Raw genomic sequence first — 15,799 nt, 5'->3', positions numbered from 1 at the left:
CGGCGGGTCAGAGGAACTCGTTCGGGTCGAACGCCTCGACGTCGATCACGCGCAGGCGCGGCAGGGACGAGTCGAACGCGCCCACCGCGTGCTCCAGGTCGAAGAACTCGACCCCGGGGATGCGGCGCAGCTCGTGGGAGAGGAACTCCTCGAAGCCCATGATCCCGGTGCGTCGGCCCGGCGTGGCCGCGAGGTCGGTGAGCTGGGGGGCGAAGTCGGCGTCGTGGCTGACGAGGATGACGTCGTCCTCCCGGCCCAGCAGCGCCTCCGCGGTGCGCTGGATGCCGATGTCCACGACCTTGCCCTCGCCCCGCAGCATGATCGGCTGGAAGCCGAGGGCGGTGAGCGCCTGGACGAACGGGATGGGGATCTCACCGTCGATGGCGAGGAAGAACAGGCCCTTGACCGGCTGGTCCCAGCGGTCCTCGAGGTAGCCGAGCAGGCGCTTCCAGCGTGGCCGCTCGTCGGGCTGGGGGCGCCGCTGCAGGATGGACGTGCCGAGGGTGGCGTCGATGTTCTCGCCGTCGATCAGCAGGTAAGTGGTTCGCTCGCTCACGCTCTTGAGGCTACCCGCTGGGATGGACGTCGGTCAGCGCGCGCGGTCGAACGGGGCCGTCAGCAGGCGGACGACGCCCTCGAGCGGCCCCGCGCGGAACGGGCCGACGCGCACGACGGCCCGCCACAGCAGCGGCAGCAGCAGCGCGCCGACGACCAGCACGGCCAGGTTGAACCACGTGTCGTCCGCGCCGGTGGCGCTGCGCCACGGCCCGGGTCCGAGCCGCCGCACCCAGCCGAGGTACCACAGGTGCGCCACGTACACGGACAGCGTCATCGCGCCGGGCACGGCCAGCAGCCCGGCCCGCCGCGGCGCCAGGGCCGCGCACGCACCGAGGACGGCGAGCACCAGGCCCGTGTCCAGCAGGGCCTCCGCGGGGGTCGCCGTGTAGGGCACGGGGGCGGCGCCGGTCTGCGTCCGGGACAGGGCGAGCACGACGCCGGCCAGCGCGATCCCCCCGGCCGCCCAGGCGAGCCCCGTGAGCCGTGCGCGCCGGGCCGGGGCCGCCGTCGTCGTGCCGTGGACGGTGGCGACCAGCACCGCCCCCAGCAGCGCCCACGCGAGGAACAGGGGGAGACGGTACGGGCCGTCCGTGAGGAACGCGGAGACCCACGGGGTCAGCGTCGCGCGGCTCAGCCCGAGGGCCTGAGCGAGGGGGACGAGCCGGTCGACGACGTCGGCCGTCGACGTGGCGGCGAGCAGGAGGCCGCCTCCGCCGGCCAGGACGGCGAGCACGAGGTGCGCGGCGAGGGGGAGGGCGGCCAGCAGTGCCATGAGCACCGTGAGCACAGCCAGGTGCGCCAGCACGTTCACGACGGCCGCCCCGAAGAGCCCGGTCAGCCACGCCGCCCCGCACAGGGCGGCCGCCCGCACAAGCGCGCGGGGCACGGCCCGGCCACGGCCCAGCCACTCCGCCTCGAGGCGCGCGCCCACGCCCACGAGCGCCGCGAACAGGGGCGCGGTGAGGTGCTCGGAGAGGTGGAGCACCCCACCCGGGCCGCCGGCGGGCGCCGTGTGGGCGACCATCATCGCGACCAGGGCCAGGCCGCGCGCGACGTCCACCCAGACCAGGCGGCCCCGGGCGGTGTGGGTGGCGGCGGGAGCGTGGGAGGAGGGGGCGGGCACGGCGACCTCCGAGGTGGGGGACTCAGTCCAGGACGCGGGTGAGGTCGGCGTCCTCGTAGCGGACCGGCTTCGAGCCGGTGACGAGCTTGTGGCCGAGCCACAGCGCGAGGAACAGGGGCAGGCCGATGTACGCGCTGGCCACGGCCACGAGGTCCACGTCGCCCATGAACGCCTGGTAGTTCTGGCCGAGGATCACGACGGCGCACATGACCAGCGCGACGATCGGGCCCAGGGGGAACAGGAAGGCGCGGTAGGGCAGGTCCTTCGGGTCGTGGCCCTGCGCGACGTAGGCCCGCCGGAACCGGTAGTGGCTCCAGGCGATGCCCATCCACACGATGAACCCGGCCAGGCCCGAGGCGGAGACGAGCCACACGTAGGCGGCGCCGTCCCCGATGAACGTGGTCAGGAAGCACGCCGCGCCCACCGCGGTGGTGGCGTAGAGGGCGTTCATGGGCACGCCGCGCCGGTTCACCTTCGCCAGGAAGCGCGGGGCCTTGCCGGAGTCGGCCAGGGCCCAGAGCATGCGGGTGGAGGCGTACAGGCCCGAGTTGCCCGCGGAGAGGATGGCCGTGAGGATCACGGCGTTCATCACGGAGGCGGCGGCGAGCACGCCCGCGTTCTCGAAGACGAGCGTGAACGGGGAGATCGAGATGTCCTCGACGTCGCTGCCCAGCAGGTGGGGGCTGGTGTAGGGGATGAGGAAGCCGACGACGGTGATTGCGCCGACGTAGAAGAGCAGGATGCGCACGAACACGGTGCGGATCGCCTTGGGCACGTTCTTCTCCGGGTCCTCGGCCTCGCCCGCGGCCACGCCGACCAGCTCGGTGCCCTGGAAGGAGAAGCCGGCCACCATGAAGATCGCCAGGATGCCGGCGCCGCCGCCCACGAAGGGGGCCTCGCCGTCCGTCCAGTTGTGGAAGCCGGGGGAGGAGCCGCCGAGGATGCCGACGATCATCAGGACGCCGAGCACCAGGAAGATCACCACGGTGGCGACTTTGATGAGCGAGAACCAGAACTCGCTCTCGCCGTAGGCGCGCGTGGAGAGGGCGTTGAGGCCGAAGAGCAGCACGAGGAAGGTCGCGGACCAGATCCACGAGGGCACGTCCGGGAGCCAGTACCGCATGATCAGGGCCGCCGCAACGAGCTCGGCGGCCACCGTGATCGCCCAGTTGTACCAGTAGTTCCAGCCGATGGCGAAGCCGAACGAGGGGCTCACGAAGCGGGTGGAGTACTCCTCGAACGCGCCGGAGACCGGCAGGTACGTGGACATCTCGCCGAGCGACTGCATCAGCAGGAACACCATGAAGCCGATGGCCACGTAGGCCGCGAGGGCGCCACCGGGGCCGGCGGTCGCGATGGTGTTGCCCGAGGCCACGAACAGGCCCGTGCCGATGGCGCCGCCCATCGCGATCATCGTCAGGTGCCGGGACTTGAGGGTGCGTTGCAGGGAGCCGCCCTCATGGGTGGCGTGGGCGGCGGAGGCGGCCGGCGTCGACGGGGACGTCCGGGGTGCGCTGGTGTCCACGGTGGCCTTTCGGTGGAGGAGCGGTCGGACGCGCGTCGAAGGCCGCGGCGTCCCACCCTGCTGCACGGTGGTAGAAGGGTATCCCGGCCGGGCGCGTCCGTCAGGCGGCGGGGACGAGTTCGGCGCGCAGTGCGGCCGTGAACGCGTCCACGTCCTCCTCGGTCGTGTCGAAGCCGCACACCCACCGCACCTCGCGGCGCGCCGCGTCCCAGTCGTAGAACCGGAAGCGGGTGCGCAGCCGGTCGGCCACGCCCTCGGGCAGGACGGCGAACACGGCGTTGGCGTCCGTGGCCTGCGTGAACTCGACGCCGGCCAGCGAGCCGTCGGCGACCCCCGCCTCGATGCCGGCGCGCAGCCGGGCGGCCATGGCGTTGGCGTGGCGGGCGGAGCGCAGGTACAGGTCGCCGTCGAACAGCGCGAGCAGCTGCGCCGAGACGAAGCGCATCTTCGAGGCCAGCTGCATCTGGTTCTTGCGCAGGTACACGAGGCCGTCCGCGGCGTCCGGGTCGAGCACGACGACGGCCTCGGCCAGCAGCGCCCCGTTCTTGGTGCCGCCGAGGGAGAGCACGTCCACGCCGACGTCGGTGGTGAAGGCGCGCAGCGGCAGGCCCAGGGAGGCCGCGGCGTTGGCGATGCGGGCGCCGTCCATGTAGACGCGCATCCCGTGCTCGTGGGCGTAGTCCGTGATGGCCTTGACCTCCTCCGGGGTGTAGACCGTGCCGAGCTCGGTGGACTGGGTGAGGTAGACGACCAGGGGCTGGGCACGGTGCTCGTCGCCCCAGCCCCACGCCTCGGCGGCGATCAGCTCGGGGGTGAGCTTGCCGTCGTCGGTGGCCACGGGCAGCAGCTTGATGCCGGCGGACTTCTCGGGCGCGCCGCCCTCGTCCACGTGGATGTGCGCGGTGTCCGCGCAGATCACCGCGCCCCAGCGGGGCAGCATGGCCTGGAGCCCGACGACGTTCGCCCCGGTCCCGTTGAACATCGGCCACGCGGTGGCGTCCTTGCCGAAGTGCTGGGCCACGACCTCCTGGAGACGCGCCGTGTACACGTCCTCGCCGTAGGCGACCTGGTGGCCCCCGTTGGCCTCGGCGAGCGCCGCGAGCACCTCCGGGTGGACGCCGGAATAGTTGTCCGAGGCGAAGCCCCGCTCCTGCGGATCGTGGATCCTCTGCATGTCAGTTACGTTCCCTTCTCCTGGAGCGTGAGGACGGCGTCGTTCAGCACGCCCGCCTCAGCCTCCCACAGTCGCGCGTACTCCTCGGCCAGCCGTTCCTCGAGCCCGGCGAGGGACTTCACGCGGAACACGACGGCCGCCGAGCGCAGCGGCGCCTCCGCGTCCCGGGCGGCCTTGGCCCAGCCCTGCGCCACCGCGCGGGTCCATGCCTCGCTCGCCGCCTTCACCGCGGCGTAGTTCGCCCCGCCGGCGAGCGGCCGGGTCACCGCCGTGGACGAGACGATCGCGAGGCGACCGGCGGACGAGGCCCGCAGGTCGCCGTCGAGGGCCCGGCTCACGTGCCGCAGCGCCGTGAACGAGGCCTCGAGGGCGCGGTAGTCCTCCTCGGTCTGGCCGGCGAGGCCCCCGCCGCCGCGCCAGCCGCCCACCAGGTGGAGCAGGCCGTCGATCCGGGTGCCGCGGGCGTGCAGGTCCTCGACGAGGCCGCGGACGGCGGTCTCGTCCGTGAGGTCCAGGGTCGCGGTCACGGCGCCGAGTGCGGCGAGCGGGGCGAGCTTCGCGGCGTCGCGTCCGGTCGCGACGACGTGCGCACCGGCGTCGAGGAGGGTGCGCGTGGCGGCCCGGCCCGAGTCGCTCGTGGCGCCCGCGATCAGGACGGCGCGGTCGGTCAGGGCGGCCACGGGTCAGGCGTCCGTGCCGCGGATCCCGGCGGTGGACTCGATGACGCCGCGCATCTTCTTCTCGAGGGCCTCGAAGAACATGGACAGCGGGAACTCGTCGTCGAGCACGAGGTCGGTGTAGCCCTTGGGCGGGCCGGCGAGGACCTCACGGGGCAGGCCCTGCGCCCACACGGAGGCGGGGTGCGGGGTGACCACGGAGGCGACGAGCTCGTAGGCCTGGAGCCAGTGCACGGTCTTGGGGCGGTCGATGGATTCCCAGTAGAGCGTGTCGATGGCGTCGCCCAGCTCGACGACGGCGTCGGCGAGCCGGTCCCAGTCCACGCTGAGCTCGACGTCGCGCCACTGGATCACGTCCTTGCGGTGCAGCCAGGCGAAGAGCAGCTGGCCGCCGAGGCCGTCGTAGTTGCGGACGCGGGAGCCGGTGAGGGCGAAGCGGAAGACGCGGTCGAAGAGGACGGCGTGCTGCACGAGCCCGGCGTGGCGGCGGGTCTGCTCCTCGAGCCCGGTGAGCTGCTCGCCGGCGGCGGCGCGCGCCGTGAGGCGGCGCTCGATCGCCACGCACTCGCGGAAGGCGGTCATGTCGCAGCGCATCTCCTCGAGCGTGTAGAGGAAGAAGGGCATGCGCTGCTTGATCATGAACGGGTCGAAGGGCAGGTCGCCGCGCATGTGCGTGCGGTCGTGGATGAGGTCCCACATCACGAAGGTGCCCTCGGCGAGCTCCTGGCTGGAGAGCAGTTCGGCGAGCTCGGCCGGGAGCTCGAGCTGGGTGACCTCGGCGGCGGCGGTGACGACCCGGCGGAAGCGGGCGGCCTCGCGGTCCTGGAAGATGGCGCCCCACGTGAAGGTGGGGATCTCGCGCATGGCCACGGTCTCGGGGAAGAGCACGGCCGAGTTCGTGTCGTAGCCGGGCGTGAAGTCGATCAGGCGCAGGGAGAGGAAGAGGCGGTTGCCGTAGTCGCCGGCCTCGAGCTCGGCGATGAACTCGGGCCAGATGGTCTCGACGACGAGGGCCTCCACGTGCCGGTCGGGGGAGCCGTTCTGCGTGTACATCGGGAAGACCACGAGGTGTCGGACGCCGTCGACGCGGTGCTCCTGCGGCTGGAAGGCGACGAGGGAGTCCAGGAAGTCGGGCTCGGCGAAGCCGCCGTCGGCCCAGCGGGCGAAGTCGCGGGGCAGGGCGGCGAGGTAGGCGGCGTCGTGCGGGAAGAGTGGGGCGAGCTCCTCGACGGCGGCGACGATGGTCTCCACGTGCTCGCGCGCGGCGGCGTGGTCCGCCGGGTCTGGGATGGAGCCGTCCTTGACCTGCAGGGGATGCAGGGCGGTCGCGGCGGCCTTGAGGCGGAGCCAGGCCGGGTGGGTCTCGACGGTGCGGGCGTCGGCCGGGGCCTCCGGGACGACGCCGTCGGTCCGGGCGGGCTGCAGAGTGGTGGACATGGAACCCTCCTGAGGTCGAAGCGCCGGAAAATATCCGGTGACGCGGATCACTTGCCGGAAGGTTTCCATGAGCGCACGGGGCTGTCAACCCAGCGGCCGGGACCGGCTGATAGCGTGCGGCGCATGGACGACCCTGTCGACGCGCGGCTCGCGGCCGCCGTCTCCCATGACCCGCGCGCCACGCTCGCCCAGCTCTCCGAGCGGGTCGGCCTGTCGACCTCCGCGGTGCAGGCGCGCCTGCGCCGGCTCGAGAGCACGGGCGTGATCAGGGGCTACCGTGCGCTGCTCGACCCCGAGGCCGTGGGCAGGCCGCTCTCCGCGTTCATCGAGATCAGCCCGCTGGACCCGCGCCAGCCCGACGACGCCCCCGAGCTCCTCGAGTCCATCGCGGCGATCGAGGCGTGCCACTCCGTGGCCGGCGATGCCGCGTACATGCTCTTCGTGCGCGTGGGCTCGCCGCGCGAGCTCGAGGCCCTCGTGACGGAGATCCGCCAGAGGGCGTCGGTGTCCACCCGGACCACCGTGGTGCTGCAGACCTTCTACGAGCACCGCCCCATGCTGGAGCTGCCGGCGGAGGACTGAGGGCGGGCGCTTCGGCCCCTCCTGTCACGCGAGAGGTCGGAATGAGGGCCGATCTGACGCTCATTCCGACCTCTCGCGTTCCCGGCCGCGGCAGTGGAGCGCTCACCGCCCGTCCCGCTACGGTGATCCCGTGCGTCCGACCTCGCCCCGTCCCGCCCCCGCCTACCTCACCGACTCCGTCCCCGCCCGTCGCGGCCACCCGCTGGGGTTCGCCCACCGGGGCGCCGCCGTCGACCGGGAGAATTCCCTGGCCGCGTTCGCGGACGCCCACGCCGCCGGGTTCACCTACCTCGAGCTGGACGTGCGCACCACGGCGGACGGCGAGCTCGTCGTGTTCCACGACGAGACTCTGGACCGCGTCAGCACGGGCCGCGGCCGGCTGCGCGACCACACGTGGGAGCGGCTGGCGGACGTCACGGTCGGCGGGGAGCCGCTGCTGCGCTTCACCGAGCTGCTCACGGCGCTCCCCGAAGCCCGCCTGAACGTGGACCTCAAGGACCGCGCGTCGGCCCCGGCCCTGGCCCGCATCCTCGCCGAGCACGGCGCGTGGGACCGCGTGCTCGTCGCCTCGTTCCACGACTCGCGGCGCCGCCTCTTCCGGCGCGCCCTCGCCCGCCTCGGCCACCCCGAGCGGGCGTACGGGCCGGAGCGGGTGGCGACGTCGGGCGGGGCGGCCGCCATCGCGGCGCTCGTGACGCTGGGCCCGCTGGGACTGACCCGCTGGCTGCGCCGGTGCGCCCTCGACGTCGACTGCGTGCAGGTGCCCGTCCGGCACGGCCGCGTGCCCGTGGCCACCGCCGACTTCGTGCGGCGGTGCCACGCGGCGGGCCTGCCGGTGCACGTGTGGGTCGTGGACGAGCCCGCGGAGATCGAGCGCCTGCTCGACCTCGGCGTCGACGGCGTCATGACCGACCGCGCCGACGTCCTCGCGGAGGTCTACGACCGCCGCGGCTTCTGGCCGCAGCGCTGATCCCCGCCCCCTCAGAGCATCTTCGGCAGCAGCGCCCGCTTCATCCGCCCGTACGGCGGGTACGCGGTCTTGAGCGTGTCCACCTGGTCCGACTTCGTGATGGACGGGCGCAGGTGGGAGAACGTCTCGAACCCGTGGATGCCGTGGTACGCGCCCATCCCGGACGCGCCGATCCCGCCGAACGGCAGCGTCGCGATGCCGGCGTGCAGCAGGCCGACGTCGTAGCCGAGGCCGCCGGCCTGTACCTGGTCGTCGAACGCGCGGTGGTAGCTCGGCCGGTCCGTGAAGAGGTAGGCGGCCAGCGGGTGCGGGCGCTCCGCGATGAAGTCCAGGGCGTCCTGGAAGGTGTCCACGGTCAGCACGGGCAGGATCGGGCCGAACAGCTCCTCCTGCATGAGCGCGCCGTCGGGCCGCACGCCCGTCACCACGGTCGGCGCCATGTACCGTCCTGCCACATCCACGTCGCCGCCGACGAGCAGCTCGGCGCCGGCGTCGAGGTCCGTCTGGAGCATCTCCCGCAGCCGCTCCGCGTGCTCGGCGGAGATGAGCCGGCCGTAGTCCTTCGACGCGCGGGGGTCGTCGCCGTAGAACTCGCGCAGGGCGGCGGGGATCTCGGCGGTCACCTGGCGCAGCGCGGCCTCGCCGACGGCCAGCACGTAGTCCGGGGCCACGCACGTCTGGCCCGCGTTGGTGAACTTCGCCCATGCGATGCGGCGGGCCATCGCGCCCGTGTTCCGCGACGGCGTCACCACCGCCGGCGACTTGCCTCCCAGCTCGAGCGTCACGGGGGAGAGGGTCTTCGCCGCCGCCTCGTAGACGATCCGGCCCACGCGCTCCCCGCCGGTGTAGAGGATGTGGTCCCACGGCTCCGCCAGCAGCGCGGTGTTGCACTCCTTGCCGCCCGCCACCACGGAGACCAGCGCGGAGTCCAGGTACTGCGGCACCAGCTCCCGCAGCGCCGCCGCCGTGGCCGGGGCCTTCTCCGACGGGCTGAGCACCACCGTGTTGCCGGCCGCCAGCGCACCCACGACCGGGGCGAGCGCGAGCTGCACCGGGTAGTTCCACGCGCCGATGACCAGCACGAGACCCTTGGGCCGCGGCCGGACCTCCGCGCTCGCGGGCCGCAGGGCCAGCGGCAGCTTCACGGGCCGCGGCTCCATCCAGTCGGTCAGGTGCAGCAGCGCGTGGTCCACCTCGGAGCGCACCGAGACGATCTCCGTGATCAGGGCCTCGGTGGCCGGCTTGCCCAGGTCCGTGCCGAGCGCCGCGACGAACCGGTCCGCGTGCTCGGTCAGCATCCGCTTCAGGCCCTTGAGCTGGCGCACCCGCACCGCGCGCGGGTGGGCGGCGCGGGAGCGGGCGGCGGCGCGCAGCCGCTCGACGGCGGCCCGCGGCTCCTCGGGTCGGGGCCCGGCCGGCGCGATCGGCAGGGCCTCGGTGGGCAACGGCTCGCGGACCGGATCGTCGGCGGGGGAGTCGGGGGAGTCGGTGGTCAGACCGGGGGGCTGCGTGCTCATGCCGGCCACGCTACCGAGCGGCCCTGGGCGGCGGCAGGGCGGGGCGCCGTCGTCGTCCTCCGGCCGCTGGTGCCGCCCCGACGGGCGCCACGGCGTTTTCGTTCGGGAAACGGCGCACGCGCCCCGCCATTTCCCGAACGAAAGCGGTGCGACACGCCGCCGTTTCCCGAACGAAAGCGGACGGGGGGAGGGGAGATGGGGCGGGGGTCAGCCGATGACCGCGTCCACCAGCCGCTGCGCCTCCGCCTGCACCTGCGTCAGGTGCTCGGGGCCGCGGAAGGACTCCGCGTAGATCTTGTAGACGTCCTCGGTGCCGGAGGGCCGCGCCGCGAACCACGCGTGCTGCGTGACCACCTTGAGCCCGCCGATCGGGGCGTCGTTGCCCGGGGCGTTGGTCAGCGTCGCGAGGATGGTCTCGCCGGCCAGCACGGTCACGGGGACGTCGTCGGGGGAGAGGGTCTTCAGCTTCGCCTTCTGCTCGGCGGTCGCGGGGGCGTCGATGCGCGCGTACGCCGGGTCGCCGTGCAGGGCCACGAGGTCGCGGTACCGCTCGGACGGGGACTGGCCCGTCACGGCGATGATCTCCGCGGCCAGCAGGCACAGCAGCAGCCCGTCCTTGTCCGTGGACCACGGGCTGCCGTCGAACTGCACGAAGGACGCGCCCGCGGACTCCTCGCCGCCGAACACGCCGGTGCCCGTCAGCAGGCCCGGCACGAACCACTTGAAGCCCACCGGCACCTCCACGAGCTCGCGGCCCAGGTCCCCGGCCACGCGGTCGATCATCGAGGAGCTCACCAGGGTCTTGCCCACGCCCGCGCTCTGGGGCCACTGCTCGCGGTGGCGGTACAGGTAGTCGATGGCCACGGCGAGGTAGTGGTTCGGGTTCATCAGCCCGCCGTCGGGGGTGACGATCCCGTGCCGGTCCGCGTCGGCGTCGTTGCCGGTGGCGACGTCGAAGGGCGCCTGCCCGTCCGCGTCCGGGGTCATCCGCTCGATCAGCGAGGCCATCGCGTTCGGCGACGAGCAGTCCATGCGGATCTTGCCGTCCCAGTCCAGGGTCATGAACCCGAACCGCGGGTCCACCTCCGGGTTCACCACGGTCAGATCCAGCCCGTGGCGGTCGGCGATCTCGCCCCAGTACGCCACGGACGCCCCGCCCATGGGGTCGGCGCCGATGCGCACGCCCGCCTCGCGGATCGCCTCCACGTCGATCACCTGCGGCAGATCGGACACGTACCGGTCCAGGAAGTCGAAGCCGCCCAGCTTCGCGTGGCCGGCGACGTCGGCGCTCGCCACCCGGTGCACGCCCGCCAGCCCGGCGGCGAGCAGCTCGTTGGCGCGGTCGGCGATCCACGTGGTCGCCTCGGTGTCCGCGGGGCCGCCGTGGGGCGGGTTGTACTTGAAGCCGCCGTCCGCGGGCGGGTTGTGCGAGGGGGTGATCACGAGGCCGTCCACGAGGCCGGCGTTGTCCCCGTCCACCGCGAAGCCCGACGGCGACAGCTCGCGCCCGGCGTTCAGGTGCAGGATCGCGTGGGACACGGCGGGGGTGGGCGTGTAGCCGCGGCGGGAGTCGACGAGCACCTCGACGTCGTTGCCGAGCAGCACCTCGACGGCGGTGTCCTGCGCGGGCCCGGACAGGGCGTGCGTGTCCTTGCCGACGAGGACCGGCCCCGTGATCCCGTGGTGCGCGCGGTACTCGACCACGGCCTGCGTGATGGCGGCGATGTGGTCGTCGTTGAACGAGGTCGTGAACGCGGAGCCGCGGTGGCCGGAGGTGCCGAACACGACCTTCTGCGCCGGGTCCGTCACGTCCGGGTGACCGGTGTGGTACGCCTCCAGGAGGGCGTCGACGTCGATCAGGTCCTGCGGCAGGGCGGGGGTGCCGGGACGCTCGGCGGCGGGCAGGGCGGCGGTGTTCTCGGTCATGTGCCACACCTTGGCACGGGCGGGCGGACGGGGGAAGACGCGCGGCCCAGCGGGACGACGGCGGCGGTCACTCCCGGCAGCCGGCGCACAGCCCCCAGTAGTAGACCTCGGCCTCGTCGACCGCGAAGCCGTGGTCCTCGGGGGCGTCGAGGCACGGGGCGGAGCCGGTGCGGCACGGCACGTCCACGACCGTGCCGCAGCCGCGGCACACGAGGTGGTGATGGTTGTCGCCCGTGCAGATCTCGTAGCGGGCCGGGGAGCCGGCGGGCTGCAGGGAGCGCACGAGCCCGGCCTCGGTGAGCGCGTGGAGGCAGTCGTAGACGGCCTGGTGCGAGGTGCCGGGCAGGGCCCGACGCACGGCGGCCAGCACGGTGGACGCGTCCGCGTGGGGGTGGTCGGCGAGGGCGGTCAGCACCGCCAGGCGGGGCCGCGTCACGCGCAGGCCGACGCCGCGCAGCAGCGTGCGCTCGTCCTCGTCCCGCGTCGTGGTCTCCATGCCAGTCGATCCCATCCGGTTCTCTGGAACATGTCAAGAAAGAGCGGGCCGCTTCGCCCCCGGCGCACCGGCCATTCCCCGCCGTGCCCGTGCTGACTACGGTGAATCCTCGACCCCGGGGCGCACCGGCCCGGGCGCCGTCGACGAGGAGGTCCCCACCCATGGCCCAGCCCGAGCCCGTCCGCCTCGTCCCGGGCGGAGCCGTGGACCGCCCGGCCGAGCAGGCCCTCCTCGCGGCCGCCGCGGCCTGCGACGGCGACGTCGACGCGATGGTCGAGCTGCTCCGTGCGGCGTCCGGCGCCGCGTCCGACGAAGACGCCGCCCCGCTCGACCTGCCGCTGACCGGCGCGGGGCGCACCCGGGAGCAGTGGGAGCTGCTCGCCTCCGTCGCCGCGCAGGACCTCTCGGCCGCCCGCGTGCTCGAGCCCCATCTGGACGCGCTCTCGATCCTGTCCCAGGCCGGCGTCCCCGCCCCGGCCGGGCTGCTCGGCGTCTACGCCTCCGAGTCCGGCGGCCGCACCCCCGCCCTGCGCCCCGTCCCGGATGGCCCCGACACCGCCTGGCTGCTCGACGGCGAGAAGCCGTGGTGTTCGCTCGCGGACCGGTGCGCGGCCGCCGTCGTGACCGGCCGGGAGGCGGACGGCACCCGCCGTGCTGTGCTCGTGGACCTGTCCCACCCCGGTGTGGCCGAGACCGACTCGGCCTGGCCCGCGCTCGGCCTCGCCCCGATCCGCACGGTGGGCCTGGCCTTCGACGCCGTCCCCGGCAACGCCGTCGGCGGCGCCGAGTGGTACCTGCGCCGGCCCGGCTTCGCGTGGGGCGGCATCGGCGTGGCGGCGGTGTGGTTCGGCGGCGCCGTCGGCATCGCCCGCACCCTGCGGAACGCCACCGCCGCCCGCGCGGCCGCCGAGGCCGAGGGCCGCGGACCGGGCCCGGACCAGATCGGCCAGGCGGCGCTCGGCCGCGTCGACCGGCTGCTCCACGCGATGGCCGCCCTGCTCGCCCGTGCCGCCGACGACGTGGACGCCGGCCGCCTGGACCACGGCCGCGGCCTGGTCGAGGCCGACCGGATCCGCGGCACCGTGGCGCAGCTGTGCACCGAGGTGATGGACGTCGTCGGGCAGGCCACCGGCCCCGGCCCGCTCACCGGCAGCGCCGCGCACGCCCGCGCCGTCGCCGACCTGCAGGTCTACCTGCGCCAGCACCACGGACACCGCGACGACGCCCGGCTGGGCGCCGCGCTCCTGACCGGCGAGACCGACGGCGGCTGGACGTGGTGAGCTTCTCCCACACCGACGACGGCACGTCCGAGGCGGCCTGGACCGAGGGCGGCGTCGGCGATCTGCCGGAGCTGCGCCTGCCCGTCTGGGACGCGGAGACGCTGCTGCTCGTGGCCGTGGCCCATCCGGACGACGAGACCCTCGCCGCCACCGGCCTGATCCGCTCCGCCCTGCGCGGCGGGGCACGCGTGCACGTGCTGGTCGCCACCGCCGGCGAGGCCTCCCACCCGCACTCGCCCACGCACACGCCCGCGGACCTGGTCCGGCTGCGCCGGGACGAGATGGAGCACGCCCTCGACGCCCTCGCCGCCGGCCTGCCCGCCTCCGCGGGCCCCGGCTCCCCGGCGCGGGACCGGCTGACCTGGGCGTCCCTGGCCCTGCCCGACTCCGGCGTGGCCGAGCACGAGGACGCCGTGCGCGACGCCGTCGCCGCGGCCCTCGACGCCCACCCCGGCCCCGCCGTGCTCGCCTCCCACGACCCGGGCGACGGCCACGCGGACCACGAGGCCGTGGGCCGGGCCGTCGGCGCGGTCGCGGGCGAGTGCGACCTGCCGCTCTACGCCTTCCCCATCTGGTTCTGGCACTGGGCCGACCCGGCCGACCTGCCCGCCCGCCGCTACCGACGGCTGCCGCTCACCGACGACGACCGTGCCGCCCGCCGTGCCGCCCTCGACGCGCACGCCTCCCAGGTGCGGCCCCTCTCCGCCGCGCACGGCGACGAGGCGATCCTGGGCCCCGCCGTGCTCGCCCACCACGAGCGCCCGTTCGAGGCCCACCGCGTCTCCGGCCCCGACGACGCCGACGCCCACCGGGCCGCCGCGGTCTTCGACCGGCTCTACCGGGCCCAGGAGGACCCGTGGCGCTACCTCAGCTCGTCGTACGAGGCCCGCAAGCGGGCGCTCACCCTCGCCGCCCTGCCCCGGCCCCGCTACGGGACCGTGGTGGAGGCGGGCGCGTCCATCGGCGTGCTCACCGCAGCCGTGGCCCCGCGGGCGGACCGCGTGGTCGGCCTCGAGGCCTCCGACATCGCTGTGGAGCGCGCCGCCGCCCGGCTGGCCGGCGTGCCGCACGCCGAGGTGCGCCGTGCCGTGCTGCCCGCGGACTGGCCGGCCGACGTCGCCGGCGCGGACCTCGTGATCGCCTCCGAGATCGGCTACTTCCTGCAGCCCGAGGAGCTCGACTCGCTGATCGACGACGCCGACGCCGCGCTCGCCCCCGGCGGCGAGCTGCTGCTGTGCCACTGGCGCCACCCCATCGAGGGCTGGCCGCTGGACGGGGACGCCGTGCACGCGCGCGTCGCCGCCGACCCGCGCTGGCGGCTGCGCACCGAGCTCGTGGAGGACGACTTCCGGCTCAGCCTCCACGTGCGGGCCGCCGCCGCGACCCACGCCGTCGTCGTGGTGCCCGCCAAGGACGAGCAGGAGCGGCTGCCGGCCGCGCTCGCGGCCCTCACCGCCGCCCTGGACCGCTGGGAGGAGCACCACGCGCAGGGCACGGCCGCGGTCGTGGTCGCCGCGGACCGCTGCGACGACGCCACGGTGGCCGCCGCCCTGGAGGCCCGCGCCGCCGACCCGCGCATCCACGTCCTCGAACTGGGGGAGCCGACCGCCGGGCAGGCCGGCGTCGGGCGGGCCCGCCTCGAGGGCGCCCGCCGGGCCCGCGCGCTGTTCCCCGACGTGCCCGCCGAGCGCCTCTGGCTCGCCTCCACCGACGCGGACAGCCGCGTCCCCGCCGACTGGCTGCTGGCGCAGACCGTGGCCGCCGGCCGCGACGAGGCGCTCGTGCTGGGCACGGTGGACGTGCGCCAGGGGCCGCTGCGGCAGGCCTGGCTCCGCGGCTACCGGCACGAGGAGGGGCACGCGCACGTGCACGGGGCGAATCTGGGGCTGCCGTGGTCGCTGTACGAGGCCGTGGGCGGGTTCCCGCCGGTGGCCGAGCACGAGGACGTCGGCCTGGCCGAGGCCGTGCGGGCCCTGGCGGGGGAGCGCGACGGCGGTGACGGCCGCCGGGTGCGCGTGATCGCCACCGACACCACCCGCGTGCTCACCTCGTCCCGCCTGGAGGGGCGGACCCCCGGCGGGTTCTCCGGGTACCTCAAGGCGGTGGGCCGGCCCGGGTGAGGCCGGCCGGGGAGCAGGGGCGCGGGGCCGGGCCGGGTCCGGGGGCACCGCCTAGACTCGGCACCGGACCGCGACGCCCCGAACCGGAAGGACCGTCATGACCGACCCCCACGCCTCCCACGACCCGCGCCGCGAGGGCGCCCGGCCGAGCTGGTACGGGTCCGAGGCCGGTGCGGGCTCCTCCGGCACCGGCTCCTCCGCCGCCGGCTGGCCCGGCGACGCCGACCGCGCCGCCTGGGACCAGGCCCCCTCGTACGCCGAGCAGGAGGAGCAGACCCGCCCCGCCTACGGGCAGCCGTACGGCTACGGCCAGGACGCGAACACCGTCCCCGCCTACGGCTAGGGCGTGTCTGAGAATAGATGCACGAGTCAGCTGAGACCCTGGGGACATGTCCCGGTTCCAGATGCTCTCCG

The 15,799-nt window shown here is 74.7% G+C and carries 14 protein-coding genes; 5 read left to right on the top strand and 9 right to left on the bottom strand.

Translation table 11 applies throughout. From position 1 onward, the window contains the following. Positions 1-7: 7 nt before the first annotated feature. The 6 genes from KVS67_RS09455 to KVS67_RS09430 all read right to left on the bottom strand — a co-directional run bounded on the left by KVS67_RS09455 (position 8) and on the right by KVS67_RS09430 (position 6,494). Positions 8-556 (bottom strand): NYN domain-containing protein, encoded by a 549-nt coding sequence (locus KVS67_RS09455; protein WP_063189174.1) that lies wholly within the window; start codon positions 554-556, stop codon positions 8-10. A 33-nt stretch (positions 557-589) separates the two neighbouring features. After that, positions 590-1,681, bottom strand: a complete 1,092-nt coding sequence (locus tag KVS67_RS09450) for a hypothetical protein (protein WP_063189173.1) — start codon at positions 1,679-1,681, stop codon at positions 590-592. Between the two features lie 22 nt (positions 1,682-1,703). Beyond that, entirely contained in the window at positions 1,704-3,206 is a 1,503-nt protein-coding gene (locus KVS67_RS09445; protein ID WP_063189171.1) for an amino acid permease, read from the bottom strand. A 100-nt stretch (positions 3,207-3,306) separates the two neighbouring features. Then, complete coding sequence (locus KVS67_RS09440) at positions 3,307-4,380, bottom strand: low specificity L-threonine aldolase (RefSeq protein WP_063189169.1); 1,074 nt, start codon at positions 4,378-4,380, stop codon at positions 3,307-3,309. Positions 4,381-4,385: 5 nt separating this feature from the next. Continuing rightward, positions 4,386-5,060 carry an SDR family oxidoreductase gene (locus tag KVS67_RS09435; protein ID WP_002858236.1) on the bottom strand — a complete coding sequence of 225 codons (675 nt, stop codon included), beginning with the start codon at positions 5,058-5,060 and terminating at the stop codon, positions 4,386-4,388. 3 nt (positions 5,061-5,063) lie between these two features. After that, positions 5,064-6,494, bottom strand: a complete 1,431-nt coding sequence (locus KVS67_RS09430) for a DUF6421 family protein (RefSeq protein ID WP_002858237.1) — start codon at positions 6,492-6,494, stop codon at positions 5,064-5,066. A gap of 123 nt (positions 6,495-6,617) precedes the next feature. Between KVS67_RS09430 and KVS67_RS09425 the strand changes: the two genes are divergently transcribed. Together KVS67_RS09425 and KVS67_RS09420 are read left to right on the top strand one after the other, a co-directional pair. Then, positions 6,618-7,076, top strand: a complete 459-nt coding sequence (locus tag KVS67_RS09425; RefSeq protein ID WP_002858239.1) for an Lrp/AsnC family transcriptional regulator — start codon at positions 6,618-6,620, stop codon at positions 7,074-7,076. Positions 7,077-7,206: 130 nt separating this feature from the next. After that, a complete protein-coding gene (locus KVS67_RS09420; protein ID WP_036316556.1) occupies positions 7,207-8,046 on the top strand; it encodes a glycerophosphodiester phosphodiesterase in 840 nt (279 codons plus the stop codon). A gap of 11 nt (positions 8,047-8,057) precedes the next feature. On the opposite strand, the gene KVS67_RS09415 is transcribed toward KVS67_RS09420, so the two are convergent. The 3 genes from KVS67_RS09415 to KVS67_RS09405 form a co-directional block, all read right to left on the bottom strand. Then, positions 8,058-9,563, bottom strand: coding sequence for an aldehyde dehydrogenase family protein (locus KVS67_RS09415; protein ID WP_036316573.1), 1,506 nt, complete (start codon positions 9,561-9,563; stop codon positions 8,058-8,060). Positions 9,564-9,770: 207 nt separating this feature from the next. Then, positions 9,771-11,489, bottom strand: a complete 1,719-nt coding sequence (gene pgm, locus KVS67_RS09410) for a phosphoglucomutase (alpha-D-glucose-1,6-bisphosphate-dependent) (protein ID WP_036316563.1) — start codon at positions 11,487-11,489, stop codon at positions 9,771-9,773. A 67-nt stretch (positions 11,490-11,556) separates the two neighbouring features. Further along, the gene (locus KVS67_RS09405; protein ID WP_002858246.1) at positions 11,557-11,985 is read right to left on the bottom strand and encodes a Fur family transcriptional regulator; all 429 of its coding nucleotides are present in this window, start codon (positions 11,983-11,985) and stop codon (positions 11,557-11,559) included. A gap of 161 nt (positions 11,986-12,146) precedes the next feature. Between KVS67_RS09405 and KVS67_RS09400 the strand changes: the two genes are divergently transcribed. From KVS67_RS09400 to KVS67_RS09390, 3 genes are all read left to right on the top strand, one after another. Then, entirely contained in the window at positions 12,147-13,265 is a 1,119-nt protein-coding gene (locus KVS67_RS09400) for an acyl-CoA hydrolase (protein WP_036316568.1), read from the top strand. Further along, positions 13,262-15,385, top strand: a complete 2,124-nt coding sequence (locus tag KVS67_RS09395; protein WP_217565287.1) for a PIG-L family deacetylase — start codon at positions 13,262-13,264, stop codon at positions 15,383-15,385. Before KVS67_RS09400 ends, KVS67_RS09395 begins: the two co-directional genes overlap by 4 nt. Before the next feature lie 97 nt (positions 15,386-15,482). Further along, complete coding sequence (locus KVS67_RS09390; protein WP_036316574.1) at positions 15,483-15,728, top strand: hypothetical protein; 246 nt, start codon at positions 15,483-15,485, stop codon at positions 15,726-15,728. Positions 15,729-15,799 lie beyond the last annotated feature (71 nt).

The organism is Micrococcus sp. GbtcB5 (genome assembly GCF_019091605.1).
Taxonomy (GTDB): Bacteria; Actinomycetota; Actinomycetes; order Actinomycetales; family Micrococcaceae; genus Micrococcus; species Micrococcus luteus.
This window is presented reverse-complemented; position numbering and strand designations above follow the sequence as displayed.